Below are 17,994 nucleotides of genomic sequence, written 5' to 3' on the forward strand. Positions count from 1 at the left end.
GCTCTCGATACCGTTCACTCGTCGCCGTGGGCCTCGAGAAAGCCCAGCAGCCGGTCGTTGACCGTCCGCGATCGCTCGACGAACGCCAGGTGGCCGGCCCCGTCAAGGACGACGAACTCGCCGCGCGGGAGTCCCTGCGCGAGGTCACGGCCGGCGTCGTGAGGGACGAGGTCGTCGCCGGTCCCGTGACACACGAGCGTCGGCTGGGTCACCTCGACGAGCCAGTCGGTCGCGTCGAAGCCCTCGAGCGCGGCGACCTGCGCGTCCCAGCCCTCGCGGGTCGCGTCGCCGTCGGCCCGCCAGTCGACGATGCCGTCGCAGACGTCCGGCTGCGCGGTTCGAAAATCCTCGGAGAGGCCCGCCGCGAGCGAGTCACGAAGCGCCTGCCGATCGTCCGGCGGGGCGAACAGCGGGTCGAGGTCGTACGCGTCGCCGCGGGCGGCGGTCCCGAACAGGGTCAGCGTCTCGACGCGATTCGACCTCCGGGCCGCTTCGAGCGCGACGGCCCCGCCGAGTCCACAGCCGACGAGGTGAGCGTTCCGGATCTCGCACTCCGACAGGACCGCCTCGAGATCGCCCGCCAGCGTCTCCATCGCGTAGGGGCCGGGTGGTGCGTCCGATCGACCGGTACCGCGGAGGTCCCAGACGACGGCCTCGTAGGGGCCGGCGACGGCGGCGTGTTGCCACCCCCACAGCCAGCCGCCGAGACCCGCTTCGGGGACGAAGACGACGGACTCGCCCTCGCCCGCGCGGTCGTAGTACAGGGAGACGGATCCGTTCGAGGCAGTCGGCATACGGGAACCGTGCGGGCCCAGCAAGGCGACGGTTTCGGTTCCGTGCGGCGTCGGCGGCCAGCGATCGCCGCGACGAATGATACGCCGGTATCGGCATTGGATTCGATTCGGCGAATATGATCCTATACAATAAAGTATAGATAAATTATAAATATGGTGGTTAATCTATCCCGAGTATGGGTTTCAGCAAGGAGCGATTATGGGCAGTACTCTTCGCCGTGCTGATGGCGACCTCGCTGGTCGCCATGCCCGCACTCGCCAGCGGGTCGAGTGCAAGCGCGGCGGACGGTCGAACGACCGCATTCGCGGCCCAGACCGGTGCCTCGCCCGGGGCGGACGACGGGCCGCCGGGAGGGAGCGGCGGTGAACCGCCCGGACGAGACGGCGACCCGCCCGGACACGATCGCGGCGACGCGAACGTCACGATTCCCGACCTCGAGGCGAACACGACCCTCGAGGCGATCGTGAGCGCGACCGAACGCCTCGGTGAACTCGAGATCGACGGCGACGACGCCGCGACGACGCCGGCGAACGACACCGTCGAGGCGGTCAACGCCTCGCTGCAGGAGTACCGGCGGGTCCGGTACGCCGATTCGCGAGCGGCGTTCGAACACCTGGCCGAGGCCCAGCGAGCGCTCGCGACGCTGCGAGGCGAAGTCGACGGCGAGGACGAGGCGATCGTCGACGCGATCAGCGCCGACCTGTACGCGGCGGGCAACGCGACCGCGCGGCTCGCCGTGTCCGACGCGAACGTCGTCGTCGCGGCGAACGAGGGCGGGTTCCGCGACCCCGGTCAGCGACAGAAGGCCGAGAGCGCGCTCGGAAACGCCGTCGACGCGCTCGATCGGGCCGACGAAACCGTCTCTCGGGACGCCCCCGGCGGGGGGAAGGGGAAGAACGGCAAGGCCACGGGACCGGACCGAACGATCAGTCCCGACGACCGCGCGAACGCACTGACCCACCTCGGGAACGCCTGGAAACACGCCGAGCGTGCGCTGGACACGGTCGAGGCCAACAGCAAACCGTCGCTCTCGCTCTCGCAGGGGCGGGCGTTCGAGCGCAACGACACGGTCTTCGTTCAACTGGGTGCGACCCTCACCGACGTCCGCCCGTACGCCTACGACGAGGCCAGCGTGACCGTCGACGGTGACGCCGACGCCGAACCGCTGTCGCTCGTGGCCGGCGAGTCGGCCGGGTCGATCGCGAGCGGAACGACCCTCGTCGACGTCGGGCCGGACCTCGAGAACGTGACCGTGACGGTGACGGCGACGGCGGCATACGACGCCGATCGAACGGTCGAGGCGACCCACGAGATTCACGTCGACGAAGACGACGTGATTCCGGATCGACCCGCTCCCGACGAATACCGGGAGGTAGAGGTATCGGACGAGTCGTCGGGCGTCTCCGTCGCGGTGGGCGGCGACGGCCTCCACGAGACCGATATCTCGATCACCGACGAGACGCCGGCGACCGACGACCCCTACCGCGCGGGGCCGATGGTTCGCATCGAGAGCCAGCGCGACGTCGAGGACGCGACCGTCGAGATTCCCCTCGACGAGGAAGCCCTCGATCGGGAGGGTAACCTCTCGGTGATGACGTGGGATCCCGACAGCGACGAGCCGTGGACGCCGGTCGAGACCGAGATCGACCACGATAACGGCACGGCGATCGCCGAAGTCGACCACTTCTCGTTCTTCTCGGTGTTCTGGATCGAGGAGTGGGAGGACGAGTACAGCGACACGATCACGCTCGACGACAACGCGACCGATGGCGGCAACGGTGGTGCCGAGTTCGAACTGATCGACGTCATGTTCGTCGTCGACGAGAGCGGCAGCATGGGTGGCTCCCGGATTCGCAACGCCCGGGAGGCGTCCAAGCGGTTCGCCGGCGCACTGACCGACGAGGAACAGGCCGGCCTCGTCGGCTACGCCTACGGCGGCAGTCTGAAACACCACCTCACGCGAGACCACGACTCGCTCAACCAGAGCATCGACGACCTGAACGCCGGCGGCTCGACCAACACCGGCGCCGGGCTCCAGGAGGCACTCGGCGAATTCGAACGCAACGGCTGGGAGAACCGCTCCCAGACGATCATCCTGCTGTCCGACGGCTACACGAACAGGGGGCCGAATCCGGTCAGCGTCGCCGAAACGGCCGCCGAACGCGACATCCAGATCAACACGATCGGCGTCGGCGGCGGCATCGACGAGAACGAACTCCGCGAGGTCGCGGGCGTCACCGGCGGCGACTTCTACCACGTCGAAAACGCCGACGACCTGCCCGAAACCTTCGAACGCGTCGCCGAAAATGAAACCCAGGTCCAGCTGCAGGACACCAACCGCGACGGCATTCCGGACCTGGTCGCCGAGATGAACCTCTCGATGCCGACCGGCGGGCCCGGCGTCGTCGGCGAACCGCTGAACCTCGATCCGATCGCGCTCGACACCAGCGGCGACGGCCTTCTCGACAACGAAACGGTCGACATCAGCTACCGGGTCTTCGAAGAGGACAACGAGACGAAACTCCACGCGTCGGTCACGTACGCCGACCACCACCCGGCGCGGATCGATACGACCGGCGACGGGGTGACAGACGCCGAACAACTCGAGGGCCGCGAGATCGCGTACACGACCTCGCGCGAGGATTCGCTGGACCTGCTCGCGGAACTCGAAGACGCCGACGACGTCGACGACCTGGAGGGGGTCGAAGGCGACGTCCTCGAAACCGAGACCGTTCACTCCGATCCGCTCGTCAACGACACGGACGGGGACGGGGTAACGGACCGCGAGGAAATCCGGTTCGGAACGAATCCCGAATCGAGGGATACGACTGGTGACGGGATTACCGACGGCGAGGCGATCGATCGCGGTGACGATCCGACCCTGTTCGACATCGATCCGCCCGAGATCACCGTCACGTACGCGACGTTCAACGATCCGAACGCGGACCTCTCCGGCTGGGATCCCCGCGACTGGTCGGTTCGCGTCTCCGGCAGCTACGAGGTCGAGTTCTTCGTGTCCGATCCGGCCGGCCTCGACGAGGCGCGGGTCGTTCGCGACGGCGACGTCGAAGAGACCGTCTCGCTGTCCGGGACGAGCGACGACGCCGACGTCGAATTCGAGATCGGAACCGTCGATACCTTTACCGACGCCTTCGCGGGCTCGCGGGTGACGGTCCAGGCCGAGGACCGCCACGGGACCGTCGACGGATACGGCACCGCCGAGGTCGCCGCCGTCGAAGTCGGCGGCGTCTGGGCAGCAGCGTCGGACGCAATCCGGGCCCAGGGCATCTCGAGCACCGGAATCGAACGCGACCTCGGCTTCCTCCAGGGGATGACGACCGGGGCTGGCGAATCGATCGACGGCCTGCGCGCGCTGTACAACGAGCCCGTCGAGACCATCGCCGCGCTGCGGGAGATTCCCGACGCCATCCTCAACCTCGACGAGATCATCGCGTCGATGCCCGACGCGATCGACGCCCAGCAGGAGCGCAACAACCCCCACGATCCGGAGGAAGACGAGGACCTCTACGAGGCGTACCGCCAGGGCTGGTACGGCGGCTACCTCTCCTGGTTCGTCGTCGAGGCCGTGATCCCCGCCGGCGAGGCCGGGAAGGCCCTCTCGAGTTCCAAGCGGGTCCAGTCGGCCGTCGACACCATCAGCACGCCACAGATGCGCCGGGCGGCCCAGATGGCGGGTCGAGCGAGTCACACCGCGAAAGCGCCGGTCCGGTACAGCCGGTATCAACTCGCGCGCGGGCTCTCGGCCAGCGTCGGTGCGACCCGGGAAGCCGGTGAACGTCTCTTGGGCGGCGTCCGAACGAACGGCCAGCAGCTCAAGGTGGCGAAATCGATCGATCGAACCGACGTCGACGGGACCGCGATTAATCGACTCGAGAGTGATCGAGCGGAAGCCGCCGGGAGATTAACCGCCCGTCACGGCGATAGCGGCGCGAGACTGCTCAGAGCCGATATCTGCAACAGTCCGTGCAAGAGTACCTTCGAATCGGTCAACGAGTACAGAGGAGACGGGTTGAGCAACTCCGAGACCAAACAACTACTCCAAGCGTACACCAAGGCCGACGACGCTGATATCGGTCCCGGTGGTCGTAAATCCGCTGATCAAGTGCAGAGTACGATCGAAGACCTAGACGATGCCGACATCCAGAACGTACGCGGTGCAATGGGTTCCGTCTCGGGGTCGAAGAGCGGCTTCAGACAAATTGCCGGTGAGGTCGACGTTGCAGACAGGGTTCGGCGAAGCGAGAATATCGACGGGAAGAACGTTCAGATGCAGCAGAAATCCAGCGGTATCGATGACGCTCCGAATTCGAAAACCGAGATCGACGTGAAGGTTGAGGGAGAGGTCTCGATCGAAGGAGAGACGTACCAGTCACCAGCGATCGAATCGAAACACTGGAATCCCGAGAAGTGGCCGCCGGAAAACATCGATGTTGACCCGTCGTGGGACAGTCAACTGTCCGATCTGAGGGACAAGCTAGTGACTCAGGCGGTCGACGGCGAAGATACCCTGATCGTAGTGTTGCCGGAGGAAACGATCGTCAAACACGAGAGCAAATTCGACGACGTAATCGAGAACACGAAACGGGACCTGGAAGCCAACAGTGAAGTTACTGCAGACGAGGTCCAGATAACGTACACCAGCTACAAAGAGATTGGAGAATAATATGATCAGTCTCCCGTATTACACCTCGTCCGCGGGTGAAGCCACCAATGAGGTAATCAGGGATACCTGTGCGGCAGTCGATCTCGAAGCCGAAAGAGTCCCCGCCGAGCAGACCAACGCGAACCCGGACTCGTCCGTATTTCTCGTCTCGGAGGACGAGTGGGACTTCGAAATTAGATTCGATTCCGACTCCGACGGCCAGGCACCGGTACCGGAAATCGTTATCGCGGGGACCTCCTGGTTCTCCGATCCGTGGGAAAACGACGTCGGAGACGACGAGTACCAGCGACGCGTCGATCGGCTATTCGAACTCATCTGTCGGCTCGCGATGGGACTCGAGGTCGAGTACGCGCCGATGCTGGGCTTCGTCGATCCGCTCCAGTGCTGGCCCACAGACTACCCGATCACTGACAACATCGAGGAACTCCCGATATTCGGGATTTACTCGCAGTCGGCACTCGAGGACCTCGGCGGCCTCTCAGAGATGTTCGATCGATCGCCGTGGTACGTCGCACGGCTTCCGACCGGACACACGATCGTTATCCAGGAGGATTTCCCGTGGAACAAGCGCGACTGGACGCCACCGACGGACGCGGAGTTCCTCGAGACCACCTCGCTCTCCGATCCCGACGAGTTCGTCCAGCAGGTCCACTACGGCTTCGCCGACCCATTCGCCAGTCTCGAGACCGGCGAAATCGGAACCGACCTCTGCGTCCCTCGCGAGAAGATCGGACCCGAGTTCCGCAACGAGGACCTCGAATTGGTTCGCGTCCGGGTCGATGAACAGCGGGACCTCCGACGGGTCGACGATGGGGCGTTCGTCCGCAACGTCGTCGACGACGATCCCGGTGATCCCGCCGCGTTCATGCAGGCGATGCTCGAGGAGATCCCCGCCGACGCCGCTGCCGACGAGCTGATGGTCTCGACGTTGCTCAAGGAGGCCGTTCCGCCGGGGTTCGTCCGCCTCGACGACCCGGACGACGAAACCATCGTTTCGAAGGTCGCAGCCCTCGACGTCGACGTCGCCAAGGTGGATCTGCTCATCAGCCTCGGCCGCGTCGCGCAGGAGGGCGGCGTCACCGACAACAATCTCCGCGAGATCGAATCGTTCCTCGAGAATCTCGAGGGACTCGAGGACGTCGAGGGAATCGAGCAGCGGATTCGGGACCACCTGCGCTGATCGAGACCGACCGGATGTCTCCGGTGCGAGAGCGCCGTCCGATCGGTTCCGTCACCGATTTCTCGTACTCGTTGGTGAAGCCGACAGCGACCGAAATCGAAAAAACGTTCCTACGCGTCCTGGACCTGCCGCAACACGTCGGGCGCGTCCTCGAGCGCGTCGTCGAGGTCCTCGACGGTGGGGCCGCCACCCTGTGCGAAGTCCGGCGGACCGCCGCCGCCGCCGCCGACCCTGGCGGCGAGTTCGCCGACGACCTCGCCGGCGTTGACCCCGACGTCGTCGGGGACGGCGACGACGAACTGGGCACCGTTCTCGCCGCTGCCGATGACGGCGATCTTGCCCTCCTCGACGATCGCGTTCGCGGTCGCGCGCAGCTCGTCCATGTCCGCGTCGATCCGCTGGACGACGGCCGTGGCGTCGCCTACCTCGATTTCCTCGCCGCTGCCACCGCCGCCGGCGCGGGCCGCGGCGAGCTGTTCTTTCAGGTCCTCGATCTGCTTGCCGCGGTCCTTCCACTCCTCGAAGAACCGCTCGGCAGTGTCCGGGACCTCCTCGGGGGCGACGTCGAGGATTTCGGCGGCCTCGTAGAGGGCGTCCTCTTTCACCTGGGTCGCCTCGATGGCCGCCTCGCCGGCCGCGAAGGTGATCCGCTCGACGCCGTCCTGGACGCGCTCGGTGTTCAGGACCTTGATCGCGCCGATGTCGCCGGTTCGGGCGACGTGCGTGCCACCGCAGGCCTGGACGTCCTCGTCGACGTGGATCAGCCGGATCTGCTCGCCCGGCGGGATGCCGCCCTGGTAGAGGTCGAAGCCGTGTTCGGCCTCCGCGTCGTGGCGATCGGGCCACTCCTGGGAGACGGCCGTGTTGTCCATCACGATCTCGTTGGCGCGGCGTTCGATCCGCTTGACCGCCTCACGATCGATCCGCTCGTAGTGGCGCAGGTCGATCCGCGAACTCTCGACGCCCTTCTGGGCGCCGGCCTGGCGGACGTGCTCGCCCAGCACCTGTCGCGCGGCGTGGATGACGATGTGGGTCGCCGTGTGGTGGCGCATGAGCTGGCGGCGACGGGCGGCGTCGACCTGCCCGTTGATGAACTCGCCCTTGCCGGGGCTCTCGTCGGTCCGGTGGAGGATCACGCCGTCCTCGATCTGGACGTCCTCGACCTCGACGGTGACGTCGTCGGTCGAGAGCGTCCCGGTGTCGGCGGGCTGGCCACCGCCCTCGGGGTAGAACATCGTCTGGTCGAGAACGACGTCGTAGCCGTCCTCGCGCTCGAAGACGTCCAGAACGACCGCCTCGAACTGGGTCCGCTGCTGGTCGTCGTAGTAGAGCTTCTCGGTTTCGGGGAGGTCTTCGAACCGATCGTCGCCCTCGTCGGTGATCGTCTGGACGCTCTCGGGCGTGTCGTGGCGCTGGGCGACGAGGCTGTAGAAGTCGTCCGGGACGTCGACCTCGGCCCCGGCGTCCGCGGCGATCTCCGCGACCATGTCGGGCTGGATGCCGTGGGAGTCGTAGAGTTCGATCAGTTCCCCGGTCGGGATCGGCTCGCCTTTTTTCGCGTACTCCTCGGCGAGGCTCTCGACGCGTCGACCGCCGCGCTCGAGCGTCTCGCGGTACTTCTCGACCTCGGTCCGGACGATGTCGCGGATGGTGTCGCGGTTCTCGTACTCCAGGCGCTCGGCCTGCATGTCGACGAGTTCGTCCAGCGGGGCGTCGACGCCGACGTTGTCACAGAGGCGCTTCGTGCGCCGAAGCACCATCCGCGCGAGATACCCCGTGCCGACGTTCGAGGGGACGATGCCGTCGCCCAGCATGTACGCGAGGGTGCGACAGTGGTCCGCGATCGCGTAGATGTCCTCGAGCGGTTCGACCAGGTCGCGGAGTTCGTCCGTCGAGACGTCCAGTTGCGCGGCGATGTCGTCCCGGGCGGCCTCGACGTCGTCGACGTCGTCGATGTCGAGCTGGCCCGACAGCCGGGCGGCGCGGTTGACGAGTTCGGCCTCCGCCTCGGTGTGCTCGATCGCCGCGTTGTCCTTCAGGAACCCGATCATCTCGGGGTAGATCGCTTCGTACACCGTCGGAGTACCCTGGCTCATCCAGGTCCAGCGCTCGAGACCGTACCCCGTGTCGACGATGTACGTGTCCATGTAGGAGTAGCGGTTCCCGTCCTTGAGTTCGTACTCGCCGTCGGGATCCTGCTCCATGCACATGAAGACCAGCGTCGCGAGTTCGAGTCCCCTGTAGATGACCTCGATCGCGGGACCGGCGTTGCCGCCGCCGACCCACGGATCTTCGATGTAGGTGACCTCGGTGATGTCCGCACCCATCTCGGCGAGGAGTTCGTCGCAGAGTTCGACGGTACGATCCTTCCAGTACACCTCGCCGTGGTAGGCGTACTCGCTTTCGTCGACGTCCTCGCGCGTGTTGAACGCGTGGTGGGCCATCATCTCGAACGCCATCGTGTGCCGGCCCGTCTTGCCGACGTTGTCGATGTCCTGCATCCGGATGCAGGGCTGGGAGACCGTCAGCGGGTTCGCCGGCGGCGGCGTCTGGCCGCTCGTCACGAGCGGCTGGAAGTCGTAGATCGACGCCTGCGTGAGCAGGACGTCGTCCCGCCAGCGGTTGGCCGCGACGGGGTAGGGATCGATCCGCTCGTGGCCGTGATCTTCGAAGAACGAGAGGAACGCCTCTCGCATCTCCGACAGGCTGTACTCCTCCGCGAACCCGGGCTCGCCGATGAAGTCGTACTCCGCGCACGGCGGCTCACCACAGGTCTCGCGGTCGTGGTCGCGCGTCCAGAAGTGGTCCCCACACTCGGGACACTCCTTGCGCTCGAATCCTTCCTCCTCGAAGTACTCGAGGCGGTATTCCTCCGCCAGTTCGCTCATTGTACGTGTTTGACCGTGCAGCGGGTAAAACAGTTCCGCAACTGGTATGCAACGTCGGTATCGTGACGGCGGAACGGTCGGAAGAACGGTCGAGACGGCGATCGGTCGGCCTTTCGATGCAGCGGTCCTCCGGGCGGCGAACCGGTCGATCGCCGCGCCCCACCGCGACTCGCGAGCCGAGTCGACCGGTACGTATTTATTGCCGTTCACTCGCTGTGTGTGACGAGGACCTGAAGTCCACACAGCGATCGATTCGAATGACCCAGATCGTCCTGTACGTCGCTGCGACCGAGTCCGACGCCGTCTCGGGGGCCGCCGACCTCGAGCGAGCCGCTGCCGGCCTCTCCGTAGCGCCGGCCGTCTCGATCGAGACGGTCCGCAACCGAGCGCCGCGGGCCGACTGCGTCGTCTTCGCCGAGACGCCGACGACCGCGGACGGGTCCCACCTGCTCGACGTGATCGACGCCTGCGACGCGACGCCGGTCGTCCTCTACACCGATCCGGAGTACGCGCCGACGACCGCGCGGGCGACCGACGGGATCGCGGGGTACGTCCGTCGCGACGGCGATCACTCAGTGGTCCACCTCGCCGACGAGGTCCGCTGGGCGTGTCACGCACCGGAACGCGGGTCGGAACGATTCCCGATCCCGATCGGGCCGGCCGATCCGCCAGCCGAGCCCGACTCCCAGGTGGACGAGTCGGCCGCGTCCGCCGACGCGCCGTCGACCGGCTCGGACGTCACCGGGAACGACCCCGACGGACTCGACGTGGACGGCTGGCTCGCGACGCTCGTCGAGGCCGTCCCGGATCCGGCCGTCCGGTACGAGATGTCGGATTCCGACGCGGATCCGGAGTCGGACGCCGACGCCATCGTTCGAGACGTCAACGCGGCCTTCGAGGACGTCTTCGGGATCGATCGCGAGGCGCTCGTCGGCACGCGCCTCGCGGATCACGACGTGCTCGAGACAGTCCCGACCGACGCGGCGTCCCCCGCCGAGCGTCGATCGGGGGACGTCCCGGCCCGGGTCGTCGACCACTGCGAGACCGCGGACGGTCGCCGGACCGTCCTCGTCACCGCCGTCGCACTCGATCGTGGCGACGAGTCGAGCGGCGGCCTCGCGACGTTCAGGGACGTCACCGATCGCAAGCGGCGCAAGCGCGAACTCGCCGCCCAGCGGAAGCGACTCGAGAAGTTCGAGCGGATCGTCGATGGAAAGCTTCGCGACCTGCTCAACGTGGCGCAGGCCTACCTCATGGTCGCACAGGAGACGGACGATCCCGACCACTTCGCGGAGGTCGAGACGGCCCACGATCGACTCGAGGAGTGGATCGACACGCTGTCGACGCTCGCCCGCCGGCGGGACGTGATCGCCACCGTCGAACCCGTCGCCCTGCAGGACATCACCCGCCGCGCGTTGGCGCGGCTGGACGGGGAGGCCGACCTGAACCTCCATCTCGAGGACGATCGACTGCTCGAGGCGGACAAGGAACGGCTGACGGACGTTCTCGAGTACCTGTTCCGGACCGCCGAACCGGACGCCGGCACCGGGGCCGACGCTGCCGACGACTCCGACCCTGCCGGGCCGATCACGATCCGCGTCGGCACGTGTTCGGACGGGTTCTTCGTCGCTGACGACGGCGCCCCCGTACCGGAAGCGCAGCGCGAGGGGCTCCTCGAGCCGGATTCCGAGACGGACGATCGACGGGGCTACACCCTGGCGATCGTGCGACGAATCGCCGAAGCCCACGGCTGGTCGGTGGCGATCGACGAGAGCGAGGCGGGCGGCACGCGCGTCGAGTTCACCGGCGCGGCGGTCGACGCGACCGACGTCTTTCCCGATTCGCTCCAGGAGCCGGCGATCGATCGGGACGCCGATCGGTGATCGCCCGCCGATCGACGGTCGATCGCGGGGAGAGGAACCGATGGGTGATCGAACGCCGAGCAAGCGGCAATCGGGGCCCGAGAAGAGCCCGTTACTCGTCTTCGAGCGCCAACGACGCGAGTAGCGCCTCGAGTTGCAGGCGCTCGTTCGCGCCCTCCGTAATGCGGTAATCCACCTCGCCGAGCCGTTCGAGCAGTCGCACCGTCGCCCGCTCGGGTACGTCGAACTCCCACGCGGAGCGGTGCAGCTGGTCGATCACGTCCCCGCCGGCGAGGCCGCGATCGGTCAGGAGATCCTCGAGCGCCGCGCGGGCGGCCGTGAAGTCGCCGTCGATGGCGTGCTCGACCATCTCCTCGACCTCTTCGGGGCGAGCGGTCGAGGTGAGCGCGAAGACGGTCTCCTCGTCGACGGTCTCGCCCATCACCGCGGCGGCCTGCAGGGCGTTGATCGCCTTGCGCATGTCGCCGTCGGCCGCGTAGACGAGCGCGTCGACGCCGTCGTCGGTCACCTCGATTCCCTCGGTTTCCGCGATTTCGCGTACCTGGGCCTCGACCGCCTCCTCGGAGAGTTCGGTAAAGCGGAAGACGGCACAGCGCGACTGGATGGGGTCGATGATCTGGCTCGAGTAGTTACACGAGAGGATAAAGCGCGTGTTGTTCGAGAACTGCTCCATCGTCCGGCGGAGCGCGGACTGGGCGTCGCTGGTCAGCGCGTCGGCCTCGTCCAGGAAGATGATCCGGTGGTCGTAGCCGCCGAACGAGGAGCGCGCGAAGTCCTTGATCCGATCGCGGACGACGTCGATCCCGCGCTGGTCGGAGGCGTTGAGTTCGAGGAAGTTCTCGCGCCAGTCGTCGTCGTAGACCTCGCGGGCGATCGCTTGCGCTGCGGTCGTCTTGCCCGTTCCGGCCGGCCCCGCGAACATGAGGTGGGGCAGGTCGTCCTGCTCGACGTACCGCTGGAGTCGCGGAACGATGTTCTCGTGGCCCTTGATCTCGTCGAGCCGTTCCGGCCGATACTTCTCGATCCAGACCTCGGTCTTGCCGGGTGTCGGCTCCGCCGCCTCGGCGTCGGCCTCGCTCATACCGATCGCAAGGGCCGGCCCGCAGATAAATCGCCCGAAGGGCTGTTTCCGACGCGCCGATCGCCGCGGACCGATCGGACCAGGGCACGGGAAACGGCCGAGTCGTGGATTCTCTCGCCACGCACCGAACACGTCCGCCTTCGTGAAATCGAGGTAACACTTTTTGGTCGCGGACATCGTACGAACAGTATGGATCGCACGCCACGTTCGTCGACCCAGGTGCTCGTCGTCGCCGTCCTCGTCGTCGTACTCCTCGGAACGCTGCCGATCGTGTCCGTCGCCCAGTCGAGCGAGCGAACCGGCGGCACGGTCGTCGTCGAGGAGGGCGAGACGGTCGACGAGATCGAGGCCTTCGCCGGGAACGTGATCGTCCGCGGCACCGTCACCGGCGACGTGAGCGCCTTCGCCGGGAACGTCCACGTCGAGGGGGACGTCGGCGGCAGCGTCGAGGCCGTGGCCGGTAACGTCGAGATCAGCGGCACCGTCGACGGCGACGTGAGCGGCGCGGGCGGGAACCTCGTCGTCGCCGAGGGCGCGACGATCGGCGGTTCGCTCGAGGCCGGCGCCGGCACGGTCGATATCGACGGCACGATCGAGGGTGACGCCGCGATCGGCGCGGAGACGATCCGACTCGGCGAGAACGCCGCGATCCAGGGCGATCTCCGGTACGGCGGCACGCTCGAGGGGAACACCGACGCGGTCGCGGGCACGATCACCGAGGATTCGCGGATCGGGGTCGGAATCGAACCGACGCTCCAGCCGATCACCGAGTGGCTCTTCGCGGCCTACGCGTTCGTCATGAACCTCCTGCTCGGCGCGGTCCTGCTCGCGCTGTTCCCCCGGTTCTCCGCCGACGTCGCCCGTCGGGTCGCGACCGATCCCGTCAGGACCGGCCTCGCGGGCCTCGGCGTACTCGTCGGCGTCCCCGTCCTGCTGGTCGCGATCGCGATCACGATCGTCGGGATCCCCGTCAGTATCGTCGGCAGCCTGCTGTTCGGGCTCCTGGTGTGGATCGGCGTCGTCTACGGCCGGTTCGCCGTCGCCGCGTGGCTCCTCGCCGCCGTCGACGTCGAGAACCGCTGGCTGGCGCTCGTCGTCGGCCTGCTCGGCGGCGCGATCCTCGGGTTGATCCCCGTTCTCGGCGATCTCATCAACTTCGTGATCCTCTTGCTCGGACTCGGCGCGCTCTCGATCGGACTCTACGCGCGCCGCCGACAGACCCGCGAGACCCCGACGGCGGCCCAGTCCGGGGGTCCCGCGGCGGAGTAGGGCGGTGGCGATCGCATTCGCGGCTCTCGATCCCTTCGCGGCTCACGGGTCGTTGCTCTCGGCTCCCGACGGTCGTCGATCGCAGTTCGAGGCGCGTTGCGTCTCGCATTCGCTCCCCGTTCGCGTATTCGCGGCTCACGGGTCGTTTCACTCCCCGTTCGCACTGCGGTTCTCGCTCACTTCGTTCGCTCCGAACCGCACGCATTCACAGGTCACACCTGTTCCCTGTTCGCGTATTCGTGTCTCTCGGCCCCTTCGCGGCTCACGGGTCGTTTCACTCCCCGTTCGCACCGCGGTTCTCGCTCACTTCGTTCGCTCCGAACCGCGCAAACAACGCCCTCAAGACCACTCACTCGTAACGACGGGTATGCACGTCACCGTCGACGTCAAGGGCGAGGACACCCACGAGTTTGATCTCGACGCGGTGGCGACCGACGCCGATCGCGGGCCGATCTACGCCGACCTGCTCCGCGAGGTTGACCTCAGCCCCCACGAGGTGAGCGTCCTCGTCGACGGCCGCCCCGTCCCCGAGGATCAGCCGGTCGAGAGCGACCACGTCACCGTCTTGCGCCTCATAAAGGGCGGGTGAGGAGTTCGCGGCCGGACTCTTGAACGGGTCGATCACCTGCGATCAAGATACTTAGCCGGATTTCTCGATGAGCATGATATGATAGACCATCTCAAAGAGACCGATCCGGCGATCGCCGACGCCGTCGAGCGGGAACGCGAGCGCCAGGAGTCGACGCTCGGAATGATTGCCTCGGAGAACCACGTTTCCGAGGCCGTGCTGGCGGCCCAGGGAACGGCGTTGACGAACAAGTACGCCGAAGGCTACCCCGGCGCGCGCTACTACGGCGGTTGCGAACACGTCGACGACGTCGAACGGCTGGCGATCGAGCGAGCCAGAGACCTGTGGGGAGCGGACCACGTCAACGTCCAGCCCCACTCCGGCACCCAGGCGAACATGGGCGTCTACTTCGCCGCCCTCGAACCGGGTGACCGGATCCTCTCGCTGGACCTGACCCACGGCGGCCACCTCAGTCACGGCCACTACGTCAACTTCTCCGGCCAGTTGTACGAGGTTGACCAGTACGAGGTCGACCCCGAGACCGGGTACATCGATTACGACGCGCTGGCCGAACAGGCCCACGAGGTCGATCCCGACCTGATCGTCAGCGGTTCCTCGGCGTACCCCCGCGAGTTCGACTGGGAGCGCATCGGCGGGATCGCCGCCGAGGTCGACGCACACCACCTCGCCGACATCGCCCACATCACCGGCCTCGTCGCGGCGGGCGTCCACTCGAGTCCGATCGAGCACGCGGCGTTCGTCACCGGGAGCACGCACAAGACGATCCGGGCCGGTCGCGGCGGGATCATCATGTGCGAGGAGGCGTACGCGGACGACGTCGACAGCGCCGTCTTCCCCGGGAGTCAGGGCGGTCCGCTGATGCACAACGTCGCCGGCAAGGCCGTCGGCTTCGCGGAGGCGACGACCCCGGCGTTCGAGGAGTACGCCGAGCGAACCGTCGCGAACGCGGCGGTGCTCGCGGAGGTCCTCCAGGATCGTGGGGTTTCGCTGGTCTCCGGCGGGACGGACAAACACCTCGTCCTCGCGGATCTGCGCGATTCGCACCCCGACCTCACCGGGGCGGACGCCGAGGCTGCGCTGTCGACCGTCGGCATCGTCGTCAACAAGAACACGGTCCCGGGCGAGACGCGATCGCCGTTCGTCACCAGCGGGATCCGGATCGGGACGCCCGCACTGACGACGCGCGGGTTCGGTGCCGAGGAGATCGAAGCGGTCGCCCACCTCGTCGCCGACGTCCTCGAGGCACCCGACGACGACGCGACGCTCGAACGGGTTTCCGGAGCGGTCGACGACCTGTGCGAGTCGTTCCCCGTCTACGAGTAGTCTCCGGCGTCCGTCGGGCCGCTCACCGGCGCGACGAACCGACCGAATCGTTATTACTAATCGTGTTGAATCTCAGAGAGACTCGCCGGCCTCGGCCCCGGCGGGAGGTACACATGTCCACGACCACGACGAGAGAAGACGTACTGGACCACCACCTCGAGGCCTTCGAGAACCAGGACCTCGAGGCGGTCATGGAGGATTACACGAACGAATCGACCGTCGTCACCAACATGGGGACGTTCCGCGGACTCGAGGAGATCGAGGGGCTGTTCACGAACCTCTTCGACGAGTTCGACGATCCGGACGCGTCGATCACCATGGAGGAGCAACTCGTCGAAGGCGAGTTCGGCTACATCATCTGGACCGCCGAAACCCCGGAGAACGTCTACGAGTTCGCAACCGATACGTTCCACATCCCGGACGAGACGATCGCTTTCCAGACGTTCGCCGGGAAACTCAGTCCGAAGGAGTGAGGGGCCGTCGAACGCGTCGATAGCCTGCCGCGTCGTTCGTTTTCCCGCTTCCGGTGACGGGACCCGACCGGCCGTCGATGCGTTCGCCGCTCGGATGGCCAGCAATGGATAGTGACCGGACGGTCAGCGTCGGATGGACGGCGACGGATGCCAGATCAGCGATGAACGGACGGCGACGAACAGTCGACCAGTATTCAGTCGTCGTCCTGCGTGCTGACGACGTCGCCGGAACCGGGGACCTCGACGCCGTCCTCCTCCTGGAGGAACAGCGGGCGTTCGGTCCCGAACGAGAATCCCATCGACGCGATGGCGATCAGGGCGATGGCCGAGAACGGCCCGCCGGTGATGATCGCGGCCGCCTGGAGGGCGTCGACGCCGCCGGTGACCATCAGCAGCGACGCGAGCGCGCCGATGAGGAACCCCCAGATGACGCGGTTGATCGTCGAGGGACTCTCGACGCCGCCGGTGGTGAGCATCCCGAGTGCCAGCGTCGAGGAGTCGGCCGACGTGACGAGGAACGTGGTCACGAGCACGAGGAACAGCACCGTCAGTAGCCCGCCGAGCGGTAGCGCTTCGAACAGCGGGTAGCCGGACCCGGCCTCGCCCAGTTCGCCGACGACGGTGAGGATATCCGCCCGGCCGGTCTCCTGCAGGAAAATCGCCGTTCCGCCCATGGTGGCGAACCAGGGGATCGTCACGCCGGTCGACGCGACCACGCCCGTGACGGCGACCTGTCGTACCGTCCGGCCGCGCGAGATCCGGGCGATGAACAGTCCGACGAAGGGAGTCCACGAAAACCACCACGCCCAGTAGAAGACCGTCCAGCCGCCGACCCACGCGCCGACGCCACCACCGACTCCTTCCGCAGCGCCGGTGTAGAAGCTCATCGTGACGAACTGGTTGAGGTACGCCCCGAGGGCCTCGGTCCCGACGGACATGATGTACGTCGTGGGTCCGAGGAGGAACGTCGCGACGGTCATCACGGCGAACAGCGCCATGTTGAAGTACGAGAGCCGACGGATTCCCTTTCGGACCCCGAGTGCGACCGAGACGGTGAACGCGACGGTGAGTCCGGTGATCACCAGCACGGTACCGGCGTCACCGACGCTCGCGCCGGTCGTCCACTCGACGCCGACGAGGAACTGGTTCCCCACCAACCCGAGCGTCGTCGCGACGCCGCCGATCGTCGCGAACACCGCGAGCACGTCCACGAGTTTCGCGATCGGGCTGTCGAGATTGTCGAGTCCGATCCAGGGGGCGATCACCGTCGAGATCCGCAGCGGCGCGTCGTGGTTGTAGGCGTAGTACGCGATCGGCAGCGCCATGACCACGTAGGCGGTCCACGCGGAGATGCCCCAGTGGAAGAACGTGTACTGGATCGCGCCGACGGCGGCCTCCGGCGTCTGCGACTCCGCCCCGACGAACGGCGAAACGGCGTCGTAGTGGAAGATGGCTTCGGCGGGACCCCAGAACACGATCCCGGCGGCGATCCCCGCCGAATACAGCATCGCGAAGTACGCGAGAAACGTAAACTCGGGTTCCTCGTCGTCGCCCCCGAGTTTGATGTTCCCCCAGGGGCCGAATATCAGGAACCCGACGAACGCGACGAGAGCGAACATCGCGATCAGGTACCACCACCCGAGTGCCGTCCACAGGAAATCGTTCACACTGTTCATGTAACCCGACGCGGTCTCCGGTCTGAGAACGAACGCGAGTACCGCGGCGGCCGCGATGACGAACCCGACCCCGAAGACGACGGTGTCGAGTTCGTCGAAGAACTCGCTTGCCGTATTGCGTGTGGTTGAGTCATCCATTGTTGGTCACCGTGT

At 66.7% G+C, this 17,994-nt stretch carries 11 protein-coding genes; 7 read left to right on the top strand and 4 right to left on the bottom strand.

The window, feature by feature from the left end; translation table 11 throughout:
• Positions 1 to 14: 14 nt before the first annotated feature.
• On the bottom strand, positions 15 to 794 hold the full coding sequence (locus tag AC6I6X_RS07245; RefSeq protein WP_497929852.1) for an alpha/beta fold hydrolase: 780 nt from the start codon (positions 792 to 794) through the stop codon (positions 15 to 17).
• A 176-nt stretch (positions 795 to 970) separates the two neighbouring features.
• On the opposite strand from AC6I6X_RS07245, the gene AC6I6X_RS07250 reads away from it, so the two are divergent.
• Together AC6I6X_RS07250 and AC6I6X_RS07255 are read left to right on the top strand one after the other, a co-directional pair.
• Positions 971 to 5,479 (top strand): vWA domain-containing protein, encoded by a 4,509-nt coding sequence (locus tag AC6I6X_RS07250; RefSeq protein WP_497929853.1) that lies wholly within the window; start codon positions 971 to 973, stop codon positions 5,477 to 5,479.
• Position 5,480: 1 nt separating this feature from the next.
• The gene (locus tag AC6I6X_RS07255; protein WP_497929854.1) at positions 5,481 to 6,659 is read left to right on the top strand and encodes a hypothetical protein; all 1,179 of its coding nucleotides are present in this window, start codon (positions 5,481 to 5,483) and stop codon (positions 6,657 to 6,659) included.
• Positions 6,660 to 6,769: 110 nt separating this feature from the next.
• Here the strand turns inward: AC6I6X_RS07255 and alaS are convergent, their stop codons facing one another.
• Positions 6,770 to 9,547, bottom strand: a complete 2,778-nt coding sequence (gene alaS, locus AC6I6X_RS07260) for an alanine--tRNA ligase (RefSeq protein ID WP_497929855.1) — start codon at positions 9,545 to 9,547, stop codon at positions 6,770 to 6,772.
• Between the two features lie 257 nt (positions 9,548 to 9,804).
• Between alaS and AC6I6X_RS07265 the strand changes: the two genes are divergently transcribed.
• A complete protein-coding gene (locus tag AC6I6X_RS07265; RefSeq protein ID WP_497929856.1) occupies positions 9,805 to 11,430 on the top strand; it encodes an ATP-binding protein in 1,626 nt (541 codons plus the stop codon).
• A 91-nt stretch (positions 11,431 to 11,521) separates the two neighbouring features.
• On the opposite strand, the gene AC6I6X_RS07270 is transcribed toward AC6I6X_RS07265, so the two are convergent.
• Positions 11,522 to 12,511, bottom strand: a complete 990-nt coding sequence (locus AC6I6X_RS07270; protein WP_497929857.1) for a replication factor C small subunit — start codon at positions 12,509 to 12,511, stop codon at positions 11,522 to 11,524.
• A 189-nt stretch (positions 12,512 to 12,700) separates the two neighbouring features.
• Between AC6I6X_RS07270 and AC6I6X_RS07275 the strand changes: the two genes are divergently transcribed.
• The 4 genes from AC6I6X_RS07275 (at position 12,701) to AC6I6X_RS07290 (ending at position 16,165) form a co-directional block, all read left to right on the top strand.
• Positions 12,701 to 13,780, top strand: coding sequence for a bactofilin family protein (locus tag AC6I6X_RS07275; RefSeq protein ID WP_497929858.1), 1,080 nt, complete (start codon positions 12,701 to 12,703; stop codon positions 13,778 to 13,780).
• A gap of 367 nt (positions 13,781 to 14,147) precedes the next feature.
• Positions 14,148 to 14,369 (top strand): ubiquitin-like small modifier protein SAMP2, encoded by a 222-nt coding sequence (gene samp2, locus AC6I6X_RS07280; protein ID WP_497929859.1) that lies wholly within the window; start codon positions 14,148 to 14,150, stop codon positions 14,367 to 14,369.
• 78 nt (positions 14,370 to 14,447) lie between these two features.
• Entirely contained in the window at positions 14,448 to 15,692 is a 1,245-nt protein-coding gene (glyA, locus tag AC6I6X_RS07285; protein WP_497929860.1) for a serine hydroxymethyltransferase, read from the top strand.
• A 113-nt stretch (positions 15,693 to 15,805) separates the two neighbouring features.
• On the top strand, positions 15,806 to 16,165 hold the full coding sequence (locus AC6I6X_RS07290) for a nuclear transport factor 2 family protein (protein WP_497929861.1): 360 nt from the start codon (positions 15,806 to 15,808) through the stop codon (positions 16,163 to 16,165).
• Positions 16,166 to 16,359: 194 nt separating this feature from the next.
• On the opposite strand, the gene AC6I6X_RS07295 is transcribed toward AC6I6X_RS07290, so the two are convergent.
• The gene (locus tag AC6I6X_RS07295) at positions 16,360 to 17,979 is read right to left on the bottom strand and encodes a BCCT family transporter (RefSeq protein WP_497929862.1); all 1,620 of its coding nucleotides are present in this window, start codon (positions 17,977 to 17,979) and stop codon (positions 16,360 to 16,362) included.
• Positions 17,980 to 17,994: the final 15 nt, after the last annotated feature.

The sequence above is a fragment of the Halosolutus sp. YCN4 genome (assembly GCF_059736495.1).